Source organism: Christiangramia forsetii KT0803 (assembly GCF_000060345.1).
GTDB classification, from domain to species: Bacteria; Bacteroidota; Bacteroidia; order Flavobacteriales; family Flavobacteriaceae; genus Christiangramia; species Christiangramia forsetii.
In genome coordinates this window covers 1840732-1860950 of sequence record NC_008571.1, presented here as the reverse complement: position 1 = coordinate 1860950, position 20219 = coordinate 1840732, and the positions used below count along the sequence as shown (strand labels likewise).

Below are 20219 nucleotides of genomic sequence, written 5' to 3'. Positions count from 1 at the left end.
TAAAGATATATAAAAAATATATAATATCGTACACTCGTCTGATTACCAGGGAGGTAAGAATGTAATTTGTGTTTTTAATCGATAAAATATGCTTTTTATCGATTATTTAGGATTTAAGACTACAAATGGGATTACAACTTCTTCAAGTGAAATACCTCCATGTTGGTATGTATTTCTATAATAACTTACGTAGTGGTTATAATTATTAGGATAAGCAAAAAATAGATCCTCTTTTGCAAATATGTATGAACTACTCATATTTATAGTTGGGAGGTGTACCGATTTTGGGTCTTCTATCGCGAGAACCTCTTTGTTTTCGTACGTCAAGCTTTTACCGGTTTTATATCTTAAATTAAGACTGGTATTCTTGTCTCCAATAACCTTGGAAGGATTCTTTACATTTATAGTTCCGTGGTCTGTAGTTATGATCAGCTTAAAGCCTGATTGCTGAGCTTTCTGGATGATTTCTAACAGCGGAGAATTCTTAAACCAACTTTGCGTAAGACTCCTATATGATTTATCGTTTGAGGCCAGTTCTTTTATAACTTCCATTTCTGTTTTAGAGTGAGAAAGCATATCTACGAAATTATAGACAACCACAGTAAGATCATTAGATTTCTGGGTTTTAAAATTATCTACCAGTTTTTTTCCTCCTTTTAAACTGGTTATTTTATGGTATTCAAATTTTAAATCGCTTCCCAGACGTTTTAACTGTTCTCTCAAAAACTCAGCTTCATAAAGATTCTTTCCTCCTTCTTCTGTGTCATTTTTCCAGTATTTAGGAAAAAGCTTTTCCATGTCACTAGGCATTAATCCGGAGAATATGGAATTACGTGCATATTGGGTAGCGGTTGGCAGAATGCTGTAATAAGCACTTTCCTTTTCTTTCTTATAATAAGGATTGATTATGGGTTCTAATGATTTCCATTGATCGTACCTTAAGTTATCTACCACGATCATCAAAGTTGGTTTGTCTTTTTCAAGTTCAGGTAAAACTTTTTTCTTGAAAAGGGTATGCGACATAACCGGCGGTTCTGCATTTTTCTCGAACCAGCTTTGGTAATTTTTAGAAATAAATTTAAAAAATTGATTATTCGCTTCCTGTTTTTGTGATTCCAGAATTTCAAACATTCCCGAATCTTCAATCTCTTCTAATTGAATTTCCCAGTAAACCAGTTTCTGATAAAGTTCTGCCCATTCTTCATAAGAATTTACCTGCGACATTTCCATCGCAATCTTTCTAAATTCCTGCTGATAGTTTGAGGTGGTCTTTTCTGAAACTAATCTGGAATGATCCAGGTTCTTTTTAATGCTTAGAAGAATCTGGTTTGGATTCACCGGTTTTATGAGATAATCGGCTATTTTAGATCCAATGGCCTCTTCCATTATATATTCCTCTTCACTCTTAGTGATCATTACAATAGGAACTGTTTCCCTTTTTTCCTTTATTTCAGCCAGTGTTTCCAGTCCGGTTAAACCGGGCATGTTCTCATCCAAAAATATAATATCAAAATTCTCATTTTCAATTTCTTCTAATGCTTCAGTACCACTTTTACAGGTTTGAACTTCGTAATTACGTGATTCCAGAAACATAATGTGAGGTTTCAATAAATCAATTTCATCATCTACCCACAATATTTTGATATTACTCATATGCTTTATTTATTTTTTGATTTTGAATGAGCAAAATGCTAGTAATTTCTATGGTTTTAAAGATATTACCACGGCTCATTTCATATATGTACCTTTGTTATTGAATTAAATAAAAATATAGCTTGGCTTCGCAAACTAAACTTAAAATATTAAACGATCCAATTTACGGTTTTATTACCATCCCGAACGAGCGGATCTTTCGTATTATTGAACATCCATACTTTCAAAGACTACGCCGAATTTCACAAATGGGTCTTTCATATTTGGTGTATCCGGGAGCACATCATACCAGGTTTCATCATGCTCTAGGCTGTGTGCATCTTATGCAAAAAGCTGTGCGAATCCTTAAGTATAAAGGCGTTGAGATTTCTTCGGAAGAAGAAGAGGCACTTCTTATAGCAATTTTGATGCATGATATAGGTCACGGTCCGTTTAGTCATGCCATGGAGCATAGCCTTGTAGAAGGTGTTGATCATGAGACTATTTCGCTTCTTTTTATGGAAGAAATGAATTCAAAGTTTAACCAAAGTTTAACGCTGGCCATCAACATTTTTAAAGGAAGTTATCATCGTAAATTTATGAATCAACTTATCTCCAGCCAGATGGATATGGATAGGCTGGATTACTTGAAGCGAGATAGTTTTTATACCGGTGCAGTAGAAGGTAATATTAATAGTGAACGTTTAATTACAATGCTAAACGTAGTTAATGATGAACTGGTAGTTGAAGAAAAAGGAATCTACTCTGTAGAAAAGTTTCTCATAGGTCGTAGGTTAATGTACTGGCAGGTATATCTCCATAAAACCAGTTTAGTGGCAGAACAGCTTTTAATAAGAGTTTTAAAAAGAGCGAAAGAGCTAATAGGGCAGGGAGAAAAATTGCATGCCAGCGGCTCATTAATGTACTTTTTAAAAAATAAAATTACCAGGGAAGATTTTGATAATAAAACCCTGGAAATGTTTTCTCGTCTTGATGATAATGATGTAATTTCAGCAATGAAAGACTGGATGTATTCCGATGATTTTGTTTTGAGCAATCTTTCAGAAATGATTATAAATAGAAACCTTTTAAAAGTTAAGATCAAGAAAAAGCGACCTTCAAAAGAAAAGCTGGAAAAACGATCTTTAGCGCTTCAGAAGAAATATAATATTTCAGAAAAAGAAGCATCTTACTTCGTTTTCGAGGGTGAGATCGCGAATTTGGCTTATAAAAAAGAAATAGATAATATTAATATTCTCCATAAAAATGGTAAGATCAATGACGTAGTGAAGGTTTCAGACCAATTTAATCTAAAGGCCCTAACAAATACGGTAACAAAATACTATATGTGTTACCCAAAAGTTAAAGATTAACTCATTTTTTTTACTTTTGCCAGAATGAAGTTTACTGCAACGCAAATAGCCGAGATACTAGACGGCAAAGTTGAAGGCAATCCCGAAGCCGAAGTTTCGGAGTTAGCCAAAATTGAAGAGGGGTCTGAAGGCTCCCTGACTTTCTTAAGTAATCCTAAATACACTTCTTTTTTATATACCACCAATGCTTCAGTCACTATTGTGAATGATGATTTTGAAGTTGAACAACCTGTAAATACTACTCTCATTAAGGTAAAAGATGCTTACAAAGCATTTTCTACTTTGCTGGAATATTATAATCAAATAAAACTGAATAAATCTGGAATTGAACAACCAAGCCATATTTCTGAATCTGCTAAATACGGTGAGGGGCTCTATCTGGGAGCATTTGCTTATATAGGAGAAAATGTAAGTATTGGAGAAAATGTAAAGATCTATCCTAATGTTTATATTGGTGATAATGTAAAGATTGGTAATAATGTCACGCTATTTCCCGGGGTTAAAGTATATTCTGAAAGTCTTATAGGCAGTGAAGTTACCATTCATAGCGGTGTGGTAATTGGCGCCGATGGTTTTGGATTTAGTCCCGGAGATACCGGGGAATATAGTAAGGTTCCACAAATTGGAAATGTCATTATAGAAGATTATGTAGATATTGGCGCGGGAACAACGATAGATCGTGCTACTTTGGGATCTACTATTATAAGAAAAGGAGCCAAGCTGGATAATCATATTCAGATCGCCCATAATGTTGAAATTGGAGAAAATACTGCCATAGCCGCTCAAACAGGAATAGCTGGTTCAACCAAGATCGGAAAAAATTGTTTGATAGGTGGACAGGTTGGAATAGCAGGGCACTTAACAATTGGAAACCGGGTTAAAATTCAGGCACAATCTGGAATTGGTCGCGATATCAAGGACGATGAAATGCTACAGGGATCTCCTGCAATTGGATATAGCGATTACAACAAATCATATATACACTTCAAGAATCTGCCTAAAACGATGAATATTATACACCAACTGGAAAAAAAGATAAATAATGGCTGATAGAATTTCAAAACAAAGAACCATCCGAGAGGAAGTCTCTCTTGAAGGTGTTGGCCTGCATACAGGGAAAGAGGTTAAATTAACCTTTAAACCTGCGCCGGAAAATACAGGTTATGTTTTTGTAAGAACAGATCTTGACGGAAAACCTCAGGTAGAGGCAGATGTAAGTTATGTGGTAAATACCCAAAGAGGAACCAATCTTGACAAGAACGGGGTAACTATTCAAACTTCTGAACATGTACTCGCAGCCTGCGTAGGTTTGGAAATTGACAATCTTTATTTAGAACTGAATGCGTCTGAACCACCTATTATGGACGGTTCTTCCAAATTCTTTGTAGAGGCTTTGGAGAAAGCCGGAACGGTAGAGCAGGAAGCGGAAAGAGAAGAATACGTGGTAAATGAAATTATCTGCTATCGTGATGAAAACGGAAGCGAAATAATAGCCATGCCTGCAGATGAATACCAGGTAACTACCATGGTAGATTTTGGTACAAAGGTTCTCGGGACCCAAAATGCTTCTATAGAGCATCTTTCAGAATTTAAAACTGAAATTGCAGATTCCAGAACTTTCAGTTTCTTACATGAGATTGAAACATTATTAGAACATGGCCTTATTAAAGGGGGCGACCTTAATAATGCTATTGTTTATGTAGATAAAGAGATTAGCGATGAAACTCTAAAGAAGCTTAGAGTTGCTTTCAACAGGGATGAAATTTCAGTAAAACCTAATGGAATTTTAGACAATCTTACGCTACATTATCCTAATGAAGCTGCAAGGCATAAACTTCTTGATGTTTTAGGAGATGTAGCATTGGTGGGAACTCGAATTAGAGGGAAAATCATTGCAACAAAACCCGGACACTATGTTAATACTGAATTTGCGAAGAAGCTTGCTAAAATAATTAAAGCCGAAAAAAGAAATAACGTTCCTAAAATAGATTTTTCACAGGCACCCTTGATGGATGTGAATGATATTATGGATACACTTCCGCATAGATCACCGTTCTTACTTGTTGATAAAATATATGAGCTAACAGATACTCACGTTATTGGGATGAAAAATGTCACTATGAATGAACCTTTTTTCGTGGGGCATTTCCCTGGGAAACCAGTTATGCCCGGTGTACTTCAAGTAGAAGCTATGGCTCAAACAGGAGGTATTTTAGCATTAAAATCGGTGCCAGATCCTGAAAACTATCTTACGTTCTTTATGAAGATAGATAATGTGAGGTTTAAAAGGCAGGTAGTTCCCGGGGATACACTTATCTTCAAACTGGAATTATTGGCTCCAATTAGACGTGGAATTTGCCAAATGCAGGGTTATGCCTATGTAAACGGACAACTAGCCACAGAAGCCATTTTGATGGCACAAATCGTTAAATCAAAAGAAAAAGAATGAACCAGCCCTTAGCATATGTACATCCGGGAGCTAAAATTGCCAAAAATGTTGTAATTGAACCTTTCGCGACCATACATAATAATGTAGTAATTGGAGAAGGTACCTGGATTGGTTCCAATGTAAGTATTATGGAAGGTGCTCGCATCGGGAAAAATTGTAGTATTTTTCCGGGTGCAGTGATATCTGCCGTTCCACAGGATAAAAAATTTAATGATGAAGATACTTTAACTGTTATAGGAGATAACACTACCATTAGAGAGTGTGTCACCATTAACAGAGGTACTACAGATAGAATGAAAACAGTAATTGGTAATAATTGCTGGATCATGGCGTATTGCCATATTGCTCATGATTGTATTGTGGGCGATAATTGTATTTTTTCAAATAATAGTACGCTGGCAGGTCATATTAACGTTGGAGAACATGTGATACTTGCCGGAATGGCGGCAATTCAGCAGTTCTGTAGCATTGGGAAGCATGCATTTGTTACCGGAGGTTCTTTAGTAAGAAAAGATGTACCGCCTTTTGTTAAAGCTGGACGGGAACCACTAAGCTATGTTGGTATAAATTCCATAGGTTTACGAAGAAGAGGTTTTTCTACGGAAAAAATTCGCGAAATTCAGGATATTTATAGAATATTATATCAGAAGAATTACAATAATTCTCAGGCAGTCGCTATTATTGAAGCAGAAATGCAGGCAACAGCAGAAAGAGATGAAATTTTAGAATTTATTAAAAACTCACAACGAGGTATCATGAAAGGATACTTCAGTTCAAACTAAAGAATAATGGCATCAACTAGTGATATTAGAAACGGACTTTGTATTAGATACAACCACGATATTTATAAGATTACTGAATTTCTTCACGTTAAGCCTGGTAAAGGCCCGGCTTTCGTAAGAACGAAGTTAAAAAGTGTAACTACAGGTAAAGTATTGGATAACACTTTTTCTGCGGGACATAAGATTGAAGAGATTCGGGTAGAAACGCATAAATTTCAGTTTTTATATGAAGATGGAGAATTCTGGCATTTTATGAATGTAGAGGATTACACTCAGATTAGACTTACTGAAAATGCCTTGGATATGCCTAAGCTCATCAAAGAAGGTGAAGTTGTGACTATTCTTATAAATACTGAGGATAATATGCCACTTTCAGTAGATATGCCGGCAAGTGTTGTTCTTGAAGTTACACATACAGAGCCCGGTGTTAAAGGAAATACAGCAACCAATGCAACTAAGCCTGCGACGGTAGAAACTGGTTTTGAAGTGAACGTCCCATTGTTTATAAATGAAGGGGATAAGATCAAGATCGAAACAGATAAGGGTACCTATAAAGAAAGAATAAAAGAGTAAGCATTTTATATGAAATTTCCTCACGAACATTCCCTTAAAGAAATTGCTGCTATCATCGATTGTGATTATGTAGGTGATAATGATTTCCCTGTACAAGGGATGAATGAGATCCATGTGGTGACTCCCGGCGACATTGTATTTGTGGATCATCCCAAGTATTATGATAAAGCTTTGGAGTCGGCAGCGACTATTGTTCTTATCAATAAGGAAGTTGAATGTCCAGAAGGGAAGGCACTTTTAATTTCTGACGATCCTTTTAGGGATTTTAATAAACTAACCCGGCATTTTAAACCTTTCCAATCGCTTAATGGCTTAATCTCGGAATCTGCGGAAATAGGAGAAGGAACTATTATTCAGCCTAACGCAGTTATAGGGAATCATGTTAAGATTGGAAAGAACTGTTTAATAAAGTCAAATGTAACTATCGGGGATAACTGTGTGCTTGGTGATAACGTAATCATCCATAGTGGAACTGTTCTTGGTGGTGATGCATTTTATTATAAGAAAAGAGCAGAAGGTTATGATAAATTACTTTCCGGTGGTAGAGTAGTGGTGGAGAATAATGTAGAAATTGGCACTAATAATTCTATAGATAGAGGTGTTACCGGTGATACCATCATAGGTGAAGGTTCAAAACTGGATAATCTAATTCAAATAGGTCATGATACTGTAATTGGAAAGAACTGTCTGTTAGCCTCCCAAATAGGAATTGCAGGATGTGTGGTTGTGGAAGATGACGTAACGATCTGGGGGCAGGTAGGTATCAGAAGTGATATCACCATAGCTAAAGGCACTGTCTTAATGGCACAATGTGGGGTTTCAAAGGATACTGAACCTAATACTACATATTGGGGCACACCTTTTGGAGAAGTAAGAACTAAACTTAGGGAATACGCGGCAATCAAAAAATTGCCGGAAATTGTAAAAAAGATAAAATAACGTTTACTATGGGTTTAAAGACAAAAGAAATTGTAGAGCAATTCTATCAATCCAATTTCTATAAAGATGAAGATGTTTTAAGAAGTTTTCTTCATCCTGATGTTGAGCTTTCCTGGTACGGTACTACCGGGCTAAGGAAATTAAACCTTGCCGGAATTGCAGAAATTAGTGGGCAGTTGGCAGAATCATATGAAACATTAAGGGCAGAGATCGAAAAAATTGTAGAAGATGGAGAAAATGCAGCTATACATTTTACGTATCATGTAACTACCATCGAGAATCCAGAAGAAGAGATGCCTCTTGCTCATTTTATAGCTATATGGGAAACTAAAGACGGTAAGCTTTTCAAAGGTGTTCAAATAGGTCAGTTAGGAGAGGAGATAGAAGATAACCCCTGGAGCTAACATTTTTCGCTAATCTTCACCCTCTTTTTAGAGGGTTTTTTATTTTATTTATGTTCTACGCTTGTAGAATTAAAAAATTATTCTACATTTGTAGAGTAAATAAATATATATGGAACTTTCAAACGCTGAAGAACAATTAATGCAGATCCTCTGGAAAAAGGAAAGGGCTTTTATGAAAGATCTAGTGGAGGCTTATCCAGATCCTAAACCCGCTTTAACTACGGTGGCTACTTTATTGAAACGCATGCAGGATAAAAATTTTGTTGGTTACGTACAGGAGGGGAGATCACGTGAATATTTTCCAAAAGTTACTAAAAAGAGCTATTTCTCTAAACAAATGAATGGGATGATCAAAAGCTTTTTTAATGATTCCGCATCTCAGTTTGCCTCGTTTTTTACTGAAGAATCAGATTTATCTGAGAAAGAACTTATAGAACTGCGAAAGCTCATAGATGAAAAGTTAAAGAATAAATAAGATGTTAGAATACATTATAAAATCGGGATTATGTCTTATAGTGCTTTTTAGCTTTTATAAGCTATTTCTTGAAGCTGAAAGCTTTCATGGGATTAAAAGATTTTATTTGATCATGATGCTGGCTGTTTCATTGATCCTTCCTTTAGTTAGTTTTAGTTATGAGGTGAGAATTCCTGTTGAAGATTTCGGGGAAAGTGTTGCATTAACAAGTACCCAATCAAAAGCGATAATCTCTGAGGTTTCCTGGTGGCAAGAACACCTACCTAAAATATTATTAGTTGTTTATATCACTGGATTTTCAATAGGTAGCTTTAGGTTTTATAGAAACTTTAAAGCATTAATTACAGAGGCTAAGAAAAATGATCAACTTAAAGATCTTCCTTATATCTATGTGTTGCTTAGTAGAAAATTATCACCGCACTCCTTTTTTCATTATATATTTCTGAATAAGGAAGAATTCAATAATGATGAGATTTCCGAAGCGGTAGTGGAGCATGAGAAGGCACACGTAGATCAAAAACATTCTCTGGATTTACTTTTATTAGAATTTATTCATATCGTATTCTGGTTTAATCCCGTTTTTATTTTCATCAAACATTCGGTTAAACTTAACCATGAGTTTTTAGCCGATCATAGCGTTTTACAAAAAGCGTATAATCCATTGGAGTATTCCAACATATTATTTCAATACAGTTCCGGGCATCATCACAATTCATTATCGAGCCCAATAAATCATTCATTAATCAAAAAACGAATTATTATGATTACAAAAAGTTTTTCGCTAAGGCGTTTATTATTGAAGTCCTTCATATTTCTGCCTGTACTGGGAGGCTGTGTGTATCTCTTTAACGAAGAAATAGTGGCAAAACCAGTATTAGCCAATTCTGAAACTGTAAATACTATTTCAGGAATATTTCAGCAACAGGATCGCACGATCACACTTCAGGTTAAAGATGAAAACATTCTTTTGAATGGTAAATCAGTAAGCCTTGACAATTTTTCAGAAGCAATAAATGAACTAACAGAAAACTGGTCTAAGGAAGACTTAAAAAACCCGTGGTTTGAAATTGATTTTTCTAATTCCAATACAAATTTCATTGAAAGATTAAATAGGGAATATCGTAAATCCAGATTATCGAAAATTTCAGAAACGGAATTTTTAGCTCCAAGTCCGGTAGCTCCAGGAGGAACTCCACCACCCCCACCGCCACCACCGGTGCAACGAAGAAATGGCAATGTACCTCCGCCACCTCCACCTGCTCCGGAACATTCAGAACATGAACTGCAAAAAGAAAACCTGTTCAGTATAAAAATTAAAGGAGATAGACTTCAGGTTAATGGAAAGTCCACATCACTAAACGATTTTAAAGAAACTTTAGATGATCTTACAGCTGCAAGGACAAAGGAAGAATTGAAAAACTCCAATTTCCATATGCAGATCCTAGATCCAAAGCCTGGATTTATGGAAAAACTGAATAAGGAGTTCAAAAAGACCAGAATGTCCAAAATAACAGGGCATAATATTTTACCACCGCCTCCTCCAGCTCCTCCCAAATTGGGAGTAAATCATAGAGGAAAAGCACGAGAATGGAGAAAAATGAAGGATAATGAACGAAAAATGATAGTAGAAGAGCGTGAAAAGATAAGAGTTATAGAGAAAGAATTACAGGAGGATAAAAAACTAACTCAATCTGAACGAGCTAAAATGCAGGCTGATCTTCGAAAAAAAGAAATTGAGATCAACCGTAGGAAGAAAGGGATTGAAAGAGATCGAAGAGAAATAGAAAGGGAGCATAAAGCTTTGGAAAAAGTGCAATTGCTTGAAGCGCCTCCAGCACCGCCAGATCCATTGAAAGCAATTAATGAACTGGAAGAAGAAGGTGGAAGCTTTTATCTTGATGGAAAAGAGATTTCAGCACAGGAAGCTCGAGAGCTGATTAATGCTAAAAATTATTCAAAAATAAATATTTTACAAACGGGTGGTCCTGATGGAAAACTTGAAATATCAAGCAAATAATTAATTTTTATTTTCAAAAATCCCGATTATAATGAATTGGGATTTTTCATTTAAGGTCAATTTTATAGGAATTTTAAGGTTTTTTACAGCAATAATCTATAAAATGACTTTAGGTTTTATATTTAAAAACATACTTTTGTAATCCAAAATTAAAAGACACTTATGAGCGTTTTAGTTAATAAAGATTCTAAAGTAATTGTGCAGGGTTTTACGGGAAGTGAAGGTACTTTCCATGCCGAGCAAATGATAGAATACGGTACAAATGTAGTTGGTGGTGTAACTCCTGGTAAAGGAGGTCAAAAACACCTTAACAAACCGGTATTTAATACAGTATCTGATGCTGTAGAACAAACCGGGGCTGATGTAACTATTATTTTTGTGCCGCCAGCTTTTGCTGCAGATGCAATTATGGAAGCTGCAGATGCAGGTATTAAGGTGATTATTACTATTACTGAAGGTATCCCTGTTGCCGATATGGTAAAAGCTTCAGATTATATTAAAGATCGCGATTGTAGATTAATTGGTCCTAACTGTCCTGGTGTTATCACTCCTGGAGAAGCGAAAGTTGGTATTATGCCAGGTTTTGTGTTTAAAAAAGGTAAAGTAGGAATCGTTTCCAAGTCTGGGACGCTTACCTACGAAGCTGCAGATCAGGTTGTAAAACAAGGTCTTGGAATTACAACGGCTATCGGTATTGGTGGAGATCCAATTATTGGAACTACCACGAAAGAGGCTGTTGAATTATTGATGAATGATGAAGAGACTGAATGTATCGTAATGATCGGTGAGATTGGTGGTCAGTTAGAAGCAGATGCTGCTCAGTGGGTTAAACAAAACGGAAACAGAAAGCCGGTTGTTGGTTTTATCGCTGGTGAAACTGCTCCTGCAGGACGTACTATGGGACATGCTGGTGCGATCGTTGGTGGAAGTGAAGATACAGCTCAGGCTAAGAAGAAAATTTTGAGAGAGAACGGAATTCACGTAGTAGATTCTCCAGCTGAAATTGGAAAAAAAGTAGCTGAAGTTTTAAACAGCTAGAAATAGAATATAATTTTTTTGAGAATCCTTCTGTTTAATTCCGTTTTCGGGATATTTCAGAAGGATTTTTTATTAGAGGCCTGCTTAGGTTTTGCTATATTTGAGAAGTCAATTAAGGATGATCATTATTTGTGAAATGAGCCATAATGAAATTTCGATAATAACCGAAATGACTTTTGGTAAATTACATCTGACCGATTAAAAACAAAAAATATAAACAGATGAAATTATTAGAAGGAAAGAATGCTATAATTACAGGCGGAAGCCGCGGAATTGGTAAAGGTATCGCTGAAGTTTTTGCTAAACATGGAGCCAATGTTGCTTTTACGTACAATTCTTCTTCACAGTCTGCTGAAGAACTTGCGAAGGAATTGGAGTCTCTTGGAGTAAAAGCTAAAGCCTATCAATCTAATGCAGCAAGTTTCAAAGAATCCCAGGATTTGGTTGATAAGGTTGTGGAAGAATTTGGTGCTATCGATATCGTAATCAATAATGCAGGGATCACAAAAGATAATCTTCTAATGAGAATGAGTGAAGAAGATTTTGATAAGGTTATTGAAGTTAATCTTAAGTCTATCTTTAATATGACCAAAGCGGTACAGCGTACTATGTTAAAACAGCGCAGCGGTAGTATTATTAATATGAGTTCTGTGGTTGGTGTAACCGGAAATGCGGGTCAGGCGAATTATGCCGCTTCTAAAGCAGGGATCATAGGTTTTTCCAAGTCGATGGCTCAGGAATTAGGTTCTCGTAATATCAGGACCAACGTTATCGCTCCAGGTTTTATTGAAACTGAAATGACCGAAAAACTTGATGAAAAAACGGTACAGGGATGGAGGGATGCTATTCCATTAAAAAGAGGTGGTTCACCTGAAGATATTGCCAATGCCTGTGTTTATCTTGGAAGTGATCTAAGTTCATATGTTACAGGACAGGTTATTCACGTAGATGGAGGAATGCATACCTAGAATTTAGACTTTAGAAGTGATAAGTTAGATTTTCAGCGATAATGAATTTTTAGCGCGAAGAATAATTTAATTAACTTGGCTTTTTGAGCCTAAAGCTCATAACTTCTAATTGTAAATGGATATAAATACACTATTATATATAGCCCTGGCTCTCATCGTAGCGCTGGGGTTTGCTTTTTTTCAGTATTTGTATAAGAAAAATGATAAAATTAAGAAGGATTATATCTTCTTCACCCTAAGAACGCTGGCATTATTTCTGGTGCTTCTAATCCTGATCAACCCAAAGATTACCTCTACAGAGTTTGAGATCAATAAACCGGAGCTTGTGGTGCTGGCAGATAATTCTCAATCAATTTCATACCTGGAAGAGGAAGAGAGCTTTCGTAATATTTCAGAATTTTTAGCAGGGAATGAGAAGATTCAGGAAAATTTTGAGGTAAGCCAATTGTATTTTGGAGAGAAACTGGAGTTGAAAGATTCCCTGGATTTTTCTGCAAACCAAACCGATATATTTTCAGCCTTATCGGAAACTGAAAAGATCTTTTCAAGTAATCAATCAGCAATTGTATTATTAACCGACGGAAATCAAAGCCTGGGACGGGACTTTCGATATTTTAAAAAGAAAGCAGGAAGTTATATTTTTCCTCTTATTATTGGGGATACCACCAGTTATAAAGATTTAAGCGTAGAGAGGATAAATGTCAATAAGTATGCTTTTCTGAATAATAAATTCCCGGTAGAGGTATTTCTTAATTATTCCGGAGAAGAAAATGTAAATGCAGATTTCAGTATAAAATCTGGTCAGACAATTGTTTATAGTGAAAAATTGAATTTTTCGAATGGTTCTAATTCTGAAATAATTAGAACTGAACTACCCGCAAATTCATTAGGAGTAAAAACCTATCAGGTTGAAATTGAACCCATCTCTGCTGAAAAAAATAAGGTAAATAATACCCGAAAATTAGCGATTGAAGTGATCGATGAACGAACTTCAGTCTTAATTCTAAGTGATATAACCCATCCAGATCTGGGGACGCTTCAAAAGGCAATTGAGAGTAATCAGCAGCGCACGGCAGATATTAAATATATAGATGATAAAAATTTACAAATATTAGATTATCAATTAATTATACTTTATCAGGTAAATAGAAAGTTTAATGATGTTGTCGCTGAAATTCTTGAAGAAAATTATAATTATTTGATGATTACGGGTGCTAAAACGGACTGGAATTATTTAAATAATCTTGATCTTGGATACTCCAGAAGTGCAACTAGTCAATCCCAGGAAATTTTCCCTGTATACAATCCTACTTTTAGTTCTTTCCAGTTTGAAAATATAGGTTTTGACGATTATCCTCCATTATTGGATAAGTTTGGACCATTGGAATTTGACCAAAATAAATTTAATGTGATGCTTTCTCAGGAGCTTCAGGGGTTAATTACCGGAGAGCCTTTAATGGGAGTTACACAGAGTGTTCCGAAGTCTGGCTTTTTATTTGGCGAGAATATCTGGCGATGGAGGGCTAAATCGTATTTAGATCATAAATCTTTCAAGGAATTTGATGATTTTATAGGAAAACTGGTTCAGAACTTAGCTTCAAAAACATCACGCCAGCGGTTAACCGTAGATTCAGAAAATTTCTATTATGCCAACCAGAACGTTATTATTTCAGCCCAATATTTTGATGAAAATTACCAATTTGACGCAGGGGCTAATTTGAAAATTTCCATTAATAACAAGGAAACTGATGAGAAATTCAGTTCAGATTTAATTCTTAAAAATAATTTTTATCAGTTTGATGGTGGAGATTTAGATACCGGTCAGTATACATATACACTAAGCGTTCAAGGAAGTAATCTCTCTAAATCTGGCAGTTTTGAGGTAGTGGCGTATAATACAGAACAGCAGTTTGTTTCTTCCAACCTATCTGGAATGCAATCATTTGCAGAGAATAATGAGGCAAAACTATATTATCCAGATGAACTTAATGATCTCGTAAATACTTTACTTACTGATGATAAGTTCAAACCTATTCAGAAAAGCCGCCAAAAAAACGTACCTTTGATAGACTGGTACTACCTCCTGTTTATCCTGATTACTATTCTTGCCGCTGAGTGGTTTTACCGAAAATATTTAGGACTAATTTAAATTTCAAATTTTATATATGGAAAGATTACCGAAGATTGCAGTACCTCTATTTATTGGTATTGTTATTTTAATCATTGTTATAGCAAAATCTACAGTTACGATAGATTCTGGTGAGGCCGGAGTTTTATATAGAACCTTTGGGGGTGGTGTGGTTACCGAGGAACCAGCATTATCTGAAGGTTTTCATTTTGTGGCTCCCTGGAACAAAGTATTTGTTTACGAAGTTCGTCAGCAATCGATCGATGAAGAAATGACTGTTCTTTCTTCAAATGGATTAGAGATATCCTTAGATGCTTCCGTTTGGTTTCAGCCAGAATATAAGGCGCTGGGAAAATTACATCAAGAAAAAGGAGAAGCTTATATTCAGCGTTTGCTTCAGCCTGCCATACGTTCAGCAACGAGAGCTGTAGTGGGAAGATATAATCCAGAGCAATTATACGCAAGCAAAAGGGAAGCAATTCAGAAAGAAATTTTTGACGAAACAAATCTCTTACTTGATGAGCAATACGTTCAGGTTAACGAAATTTTGGTTAGGGATGTAGCTCTGCCATCTACCATTAAGGATGCGATTGAAAGAAAGCTAAGACAGGAGCAAGAATCACTAGAGTATGAATTTAGACTGACTAAAGCGGAACAGGAAGCCGAGCGTCAGCGTATTGACGCAGAAGGTAAAGCAACCGCTAACCGAATTCTTAGCGAATCGTTAACAGATAAGGTATTACAGGAGAAAGGTATTCAGGCAACTATAGAATTGTCCAAATCTCCTAATTCTAAAGTAGTAGTGATAGGTTCTGGTGAAAGTGGAATGCCATTAATTCTGGGTAATAATTAATAAACAAATCTTAAAATAATTATTTCAGGTTTTATATCTGAATTTTTTAATTAGATTTGCGTTCACAATGAGAAAATATACTGTACATCATCATCATTTTTCTATCCACGCTCAGGCGAGGTGAATATGATATGTTGTAACATTAACTAAAATATCATAACCCGTTTGAGCAATCAAACGGGTTTTTTTATTTCTAATAGCAGCCATTAAAATTATGAGTAAAGAAAAATTAAGAATTGCAGTTCAAAAATCAGGTCGATTATTCGAAGATTCCATTAGCATTTTAAAAGACGCTGGAATTTCAATCGACAACGGAAAAGAACAGTTAAAGGCTTCTTCGAGGAATTTTCCTTTAGAAGTAATGTATTTGCGAAACGGCGATATTCCTCAGTATTTGCGTGATGGGGTAGTAGACGTTGCGATTATTGGGGAGAATGTATTAATTGAAAAGGGAAAAGATATTATTAGAGGAGAGAAACTTGGCTTTTCAAAGTGTAAAGTTTCTCTGGCAGTCCCGAAGTCTTTTAATTACTCCAGCATTAAAGATCTGGATGGTTTAAAAATTGCCACTTCCTATCCTAATACAGTGAATGAGTTTTTAAAAGAGAAAGGTATTTCAGCGGAACTTCATATTATTAATGGTTCTGTAGAAATTGCTCCAAATATTGGTCTGGCCGATGCTATTTGCGATATTGTTTCCAGTGGAAGCACCTTATTTAAAAATGGATTGAAGGAAGTTGAAGTAATGCTTAAAAGTGAAGCGGTTCTTGCTATTTCTCCCCAGATTTCTGAAGGAAGAAAAGCAATTCTTGAAAAGTTGCAATTCAGAATGAAATCTGTGTTGACCGCCAGGACATCTAAATATATCCTTATGAATGTCCCAAATGACAAGCTTGACGATGTAATAGAGCTTTTACCTGGGATGAGAAGTCCTACTGTTTTGCCGCTTGCTGAAGAAGGCTGGAGTTCGGTTCACACGGTAATAAATGAAGATCGCTTTTGGGAAGTTTTAGATGAGCTTAGAAATTATGGAGCGGAAGGGATTCTGGTAGCACCCATTGAAAAAATGGTAATTTAATAACTGCTGAAAATTTATAAAATGAATAAGATTTTAAATCCAGCAAAGGCAGACTGGCCTGAGATTTTAAAACGGCCTACTCAAACGCTTGCTGATATTGAGCAAACCGTAAATCAAATCTTTGATGAGATACGAACAAAAGGTAATTCTGCGGTTGCGAAATACACTGAACTCTTTGATGGAATAAAGATGGAAAGGCTAAGGGTTTCTGAGGCAGAGGTACGAAATGCAGACAAGGAGATTTCAGAAGAATTAAAATCAGCAATTCAACTTGCTAAAGCGAATATTGAAAAATTTCATTCCGCACAGAAAACGGGACGTGTTAGCGTTGAGACGACTTTTGGAGTAAGTTGCTGGCAGGAAAAAAAACCGATCCAGAAAGTCGGATTGTATATTCCTGGAGGAACCGCTCCCTTGTTTTCGTCCATTTTAATGCTGGCAATTCCTGCCAAACTCGCCGGATGTGAGGAAATTGTACTATGTACGCCTCCAGATAAAAATGGCAATTTAAACCCTGCAATACTTTATACTGCCGAACTTTGTGGTGTTACTCAAATCTTTAAAATAGGAGGGATTCAGGCCATCGGAGCCATGACCTTCGGAACTGAAGATGTGCCTCAGGTTTATAAAATATTTGGTCCGGGAAATCAATTTGTGACTGTTGCCAAGCAACTTGCTACAAAATACCAGGTAGCCATAGATATGCCGGCAGGACCTTCAGAATTGCTTGTTTTTGCAGATGATTCTGCCAATGCTGCTTATGTTGCCTCAGATCTTTTGAGCCAGGCAGAACATGGTAAAGACAGCCAGGTAATTATGGTTTCAACTTCAGAATCGTTTATCAATAAAGTTTCAGATGAAATTGAATCTCAAATAAAAGATTTACCTCGTAAGAGTATTGCTGAAAAGGCTATTGAGAATTCAAGACTAATATTGGTAGGTTCTAAAGAAGAAGCACTGGAACTTATCAATGAATATGGACCGGAACACTTTATAATATCATCTAAAAATGAAGATTATTTTGTTCAGGGAATTATTAATGCAGGTTCGGTTTTTATTGGGAATTATACGCCTGAAAGTGCCGGAGATTATGCTTCGGGAACCAATCATACGTTACCAACAAATGGTTATGCAAAGCAGTATAGTGGGGTAAATCTGGATAGTTTTATGAAGACGCTTACTTTTCAAAAAATTTCAGAAGAAGGGATTAAAAAAATAGGTCCTTCCATTGAATTGATGGCAGAAGCAGAAGGTTTACAAGCGCACAAGAATGCGGTGAGTCTTAGATTAAAAGATATTAATTAGATGAAGGATTTTAATATAAACAAGCTGGTAAGACCTAATGTGGCTGGTTTAAAGCCTTATTCTTCGGCCAGAGATGAGTTTAAAACACAGGGAGCTGAGATGGTTTTTCTGGATGCGAATGAAAACCCAAATGATAACGGATTGAATAGATATCCGGATCCGCAGCAAACATCGGTAAAGGAAAAGTTATCGGAAACCAGGGGAGTTTCCCCAAATAATATTTTGCTAGGTAATGGAAGTGATGAAGTTTTAGATCTAATTTTTAGGGCATTTTGCGAACCGGGGAAAGATAATGTGATCACGCTTCCACCAACCTATGGCATGTATAAGGTGCTTTCTGATATCAATAATATCGAAAATAGGGAGGTGCTGTTAAATCATGATTTTGAGCCCGATCTTACCGCAATCTTTAAACAAATCACTAAAGATACCAAGATCATTTTTCTTTGTTCTCCAAATAATCCTTCGGGAAACTCATTTGAGGCTGAAAAAATAGAAATGATCCTGGAAAAGTTTAACGGACTCGTGGTAATTGACGAGGCGTATATTGACTTTTCAGATAGTAAAAGCTGGATACATAGACTAGAAGATTTTCCTAATCTTATTGTTACTCAAACTTTTTCCAAAGCATTTGGAAGAGCGGGAATTCGATTGGGAGTGCTGTATTCTTCAGACGAAATTATTGCAATTCTGAATAAAATTAAGCCTCCATATAATGTGAATCAATTAACTCAGAAAGAGTCTCTTAAAATATTATTTAATTTAGATTCAATAAAATTACAAGTAGCTGAAATTAAGAATGAAAGAACGATTTTATCTAAACAATTACTTGAAGTTAATTTTGTTTCAAAAATATACAGATCAGATGCTAATTTTCTATTAATTGAAGTAGATCATGCTAATAAGCGATATGATCAATTTTTGGAAAAAGGAATCGTAATTAGAAATAGAAGCAACCAGCCCCTATGTGAAAATTGTTTACGAATCACGATAGGAACTAAAGAAGAAAATAAAAAATTGATCAAGGCTTTTAAAGAACTAGAGAATGAATAAAATATTATTTGTAGATCGTGACGGAACATTAATTCATGAGCCTGAAGATTACCAGATTGATACGCTTGATAAGCTAGAATTTTACCCGGAGGTATTTGCCTATTTGGGTAAAATAGCTAAAGAACTGGATTACGAGATTGTGATGGTAACTAATCAGGATGGTTTGGGAACTGATGAATTTCCGGAAACTGATTTCTGGCCAATCCAGGATTTCATTATCAAAACTTTTAATAATGAAGGGGTGGAATTTAGTGATGTTTTGATAGACCGAACCTTTGCGAAAGATAATGCCTCTACAAGAAAACCTAATACCGGTTTACTGGAAAAGAAATTTATTGGTAATTCAGATTATGATTTGAAGAATTCGTTCATGGTAGGAGATCGGCTTACAGATATAGAATTCGCTATGAACTTTGGGGGTCAGGGAATTTTTATAGATACTCATGAAGATCTTGCAGAAGATGAAGTTAAGAATGACAAATCTGAGGTAGAACGAAGAATAGCTTTAAAAACCAATTCCTGGAAGGAGGTCTATGAGTTTTTGAAGTTGCAGGATAGAACGGCTTCTGTAGAACGCAAAACCAACGAGACCGATATTAAAATCGAACTCAATCTCGACGGAACCGGAAAAAGTGAAATAAGTACTGGTATAGACTTTTTTGACCATATGTTGGATCAATTGGCCAGACATGGACAAATGGATCTTAAAATCCTTGTAAAAGGTGATTTGGAGGTAGATGAGCACCATACGATAGAAGATACGGCGATTGCTTTAGGAGAAGTCTTCAGTAAAGCGCTTGGAAATAAATTAGGTATAGAGAGATATGGATTTTGTTTGCCTATGGACGATTGTCTTGCCCAGGTAGCAATAGATTTTGGTGGTAGAAACTGGCTGGTTTGGGAAGCAGATTTCAGTAGAGAGATGATAGGTAAGATGCCAACTGAAATGTTCAATCACTTCTTTAAATCGTTTACCGATGGAGCTAAAGCGAATCTTAATATAAAGGCGGAAGGTAAAAATGAACATCACAAGATAGAGGCTATTTTCAAGGCATTTGCAAAAGCGATAAAAATGGCGGTGAAAAGGGATACCGAAAAGATGATTTTGCCATCTACAAAAGGAATGCTCTAAAAGAAGTTAAACTTTAGAAT

General features: G+C 35.9%; 18 protein-coding genes. 17 read left to right on the top strand and 1 reads right to left on the bottom strand.

The features are described 5' to 3' along the window. Positions 1 to 102: 102 nt before the first annotated feature. A complete protein-coding gene (gene porX, locus GFO_RS08340) occupies positions 103 to 1653 on the bottom strand; it encodes a T9SS response regulator signal transducer PorX (RefSeq protein ID WP_011709656.1) in 1551 nt (516 codons plus the stop codon). 122 nt (positions 1654 to 1775) lie between these two features. Between porX and GFO_RS08335 the strand changes: the two genes are divergently transcribed. The 17 genes from GFO_RS08335 to hisB all read left to right on the top strand — a co-directional run bounded on the left by GFO_RS08335 (position 1776) and on the right by hisB (position 20199). Further along, a complete protein-coding gene (locus tag GFO_RS08335) occupies positions 1776 to 3005 on the top strand; it encodes an HD domain-containing protein (protein ID WP_011709655.1) in 1230 nt (409 codons plus the stop codon). 24 nt (positions 3006 to 3029) lie between these two features. Continuing rightward, the gene (gene lpxD, locus GFO_RS08330; RefSeq protein ID WP_011709654.1) at positions 3030 to 4055 is read left to right on the top strand and encodes a UDP-3-O-(3-hydroxymyristoyl)glucosamine N-acyltransferase; all 1026 of its coding nucleotides are present in this window, start codon (positions 3030 to 3032) and stop codon (positions 4053 to 4055) included. Next, entirely contained in the window at positions 4048 to 5454 is a 1407-nt protein-coding gene (locus GFO_RS08325) for a bifunctional UDP-3-O-[3-hydroxymyristoyl] N-acetylglucosamine deacetylase/3-hydroxyacyl-ACP dehydratase (protein WP_011709653.1), read from the top strand. Before lpxD ends, GFO_RS08325 begins: the two co-directional genes overlap by 8 nt. Then, the gene (lpxA, locus tag GFO_RS08320; RefSeq protein WP_011709652.1) at positions 5451 to 6236 is read left to right on the top strand and encodes an acyl-ACP--UDP-N-acetylglucosamine O-acyltransferase; all 786 of its coding nucleotides are present in this window, start codon (positions 5451 to 5453) and stop codon (positions 6234 to 6236) included. The genes GFO_RS08325 and lpxA overlap by 4 nt, the downstream gene beginning before the upstream one ends. A 6-nt stretch (positions 6237 to 6242) precedes the next feature. Beyond that, entirely contained in the window at positions 6243 to 6809 is a 567-nt protein-coding gene (gene efp / locus GFO_RS08315) for an elongation factor P (protein ID WP_011709651.1), read from the top strand. A 9-nt stretch (positions 6810 to 6818) separates the two neighbouring features. Further along, positions 6819 to 7748, top strand: coding sequence for a UDP-3-O-(3-hydroxymyristoyl)glucosamine N-acyltransferase (locus tag GFO_RS08310; RefSeq protein ID WP_011709650.1), 930 nt, complete (start codon positions 6819 to 6821; stop codon positions 7746 to 7748). An 8-nt stretch (positions 7749 to 7756) separates the two neighbouring features. After that, positions 7757 to 8152, top strand: coding sequence for a nuclear transport factor 2 family protein (locus GFO_RS08305; RefSeq protein ID WP_011709649.1), 396 nt, complete (start codon positions 7757 to 7759; stop codon positions 8150 to 8152). Positions 8153 to 8261: 109 nt separating this feature from the next. Beyond that, on the top strand, positions 8262 to 8627 hold the full coding sequence (locus GFO_RS08300; RefSeq protein WP_011709648.1) for a BlaI/MecI/CopY family transcriptional regulator: 366 nt from the start codon (positions 8262 to 8264) through the stop codon (positions 8625 to 8627). Position 8628: 1 nt separating this feature from the next. Continuing rightward, positions 8629 to 10644 (top strand): M56 family metallopeptidase, encoded by a 2016-nt coding sequence (locus GFO_RS08295; RefSeq protein WP_011709647.1) that lies wholly within the window; start codon positions 8629 to 8631, stop codon positions 10642 to 10644. Positions 10645 to 10806: 162 nt separating this feature from the next. After that, a complete protein-coding gene (gene sucD, locus GFO_RS08290; protein ID WP_011709646.1) occupies positions 10807 to 11682 on the top strand; it encodes a succinate--CoA ligase subunit alpha in 876 nt (291 codons plus the stop codon). Positions 11683 to 11903: 221 nt separating this feature from the next. Beyond that, positions 11904 to 12650 (top strand): 3-oxoacyl-[acyl-carrier-protein] reductase, encoded by a 747-nt coding sequence (fabG, locus tag GFO_RS08285; RefSeq protein WP_011709645.1) that lies wholly within the window; start codon positions 11904 to 11906, stop codon positions 12648 to 12650. Between the two features lie 115 nt (positions 12651 to 12765). Further along, positions 12766 to 14799 carry a hypothetical protein gene (locus GFO_RS08280; protein WP_011709644.1) on the top strand — a complete coding sequence of 678 codons (2034 nt, stop codon included), beginning with the start codon at positions 12766 to 12768 and terminating at the stop codon, positions 14797 to 14799. A 16-nt stretch (positions 14800 to 14815) separates the two neighbouring features. Beyond that, the gene (locus GFO_RS08275; protein WP_011709643.1) at positions 14816 to 15631 is read left to right on the top strand and encodes a prohibitin family protein; all 816 of its coding nucleotides are present in this window, start codon (positions 14816 to 14818) and stop codon (positions 15629 to 15631) included. Between the two features lie 214 nt (positions 15632 to 15845). Beyond that, complete coding sequence (gene hisG / locus GFO_RS08270) at positions 15846 to 16709, top strand: ATP phosphoribosyltransferase (protein WP_011709642.1); 864 nt, start codon at positions 15846 to 15848, stop codon at positions 16707 to 16709. A 21-nt stretch (positions 16710 to 16730) separates the two neighbouring features. Continuing rightward, positions 16731 to 18014, top strand: coding sequence for a histidinol dehydrogenase (gene hisD, locus GFO_RS08265; protein WP_011709641.1), 1284 nt, complete (start codon positions 16731 to 16733; stop codon positions 18012 to 18014). After that, positions 18015 to 19067: a histidinol-phosphate transaminase gene (gene hisC / locus GFO_RS08260; RefSeq protein WP_011709640.1), complete on the top strand. Its 1053-nt coding sequence runs from the start codon at positions 18015 to 18017 to the stop codon at positions 19065 to 19067. Continuing rightward, positions 19060 to 20199 carry a bifunctional histidinol-phosphatase/imidazoleglycerol-phosphate dehydratase HisB gene (gene hisB, locus GFO_RS08255; RefSeq protein ID WP_011709639.1) on the top strand — a complete coding sequence of 380 codons (1140 nt, stop codon included), beginning with the start codon at positions 19060 to 19062 and terminating at the stop codon, positions 20197 to 20199. Before hisC ends, hisB begins: the two co-directional genes overlap by 8 nt. Positions 20200 to 20219 lie beyond the last annotated feature (20 nt).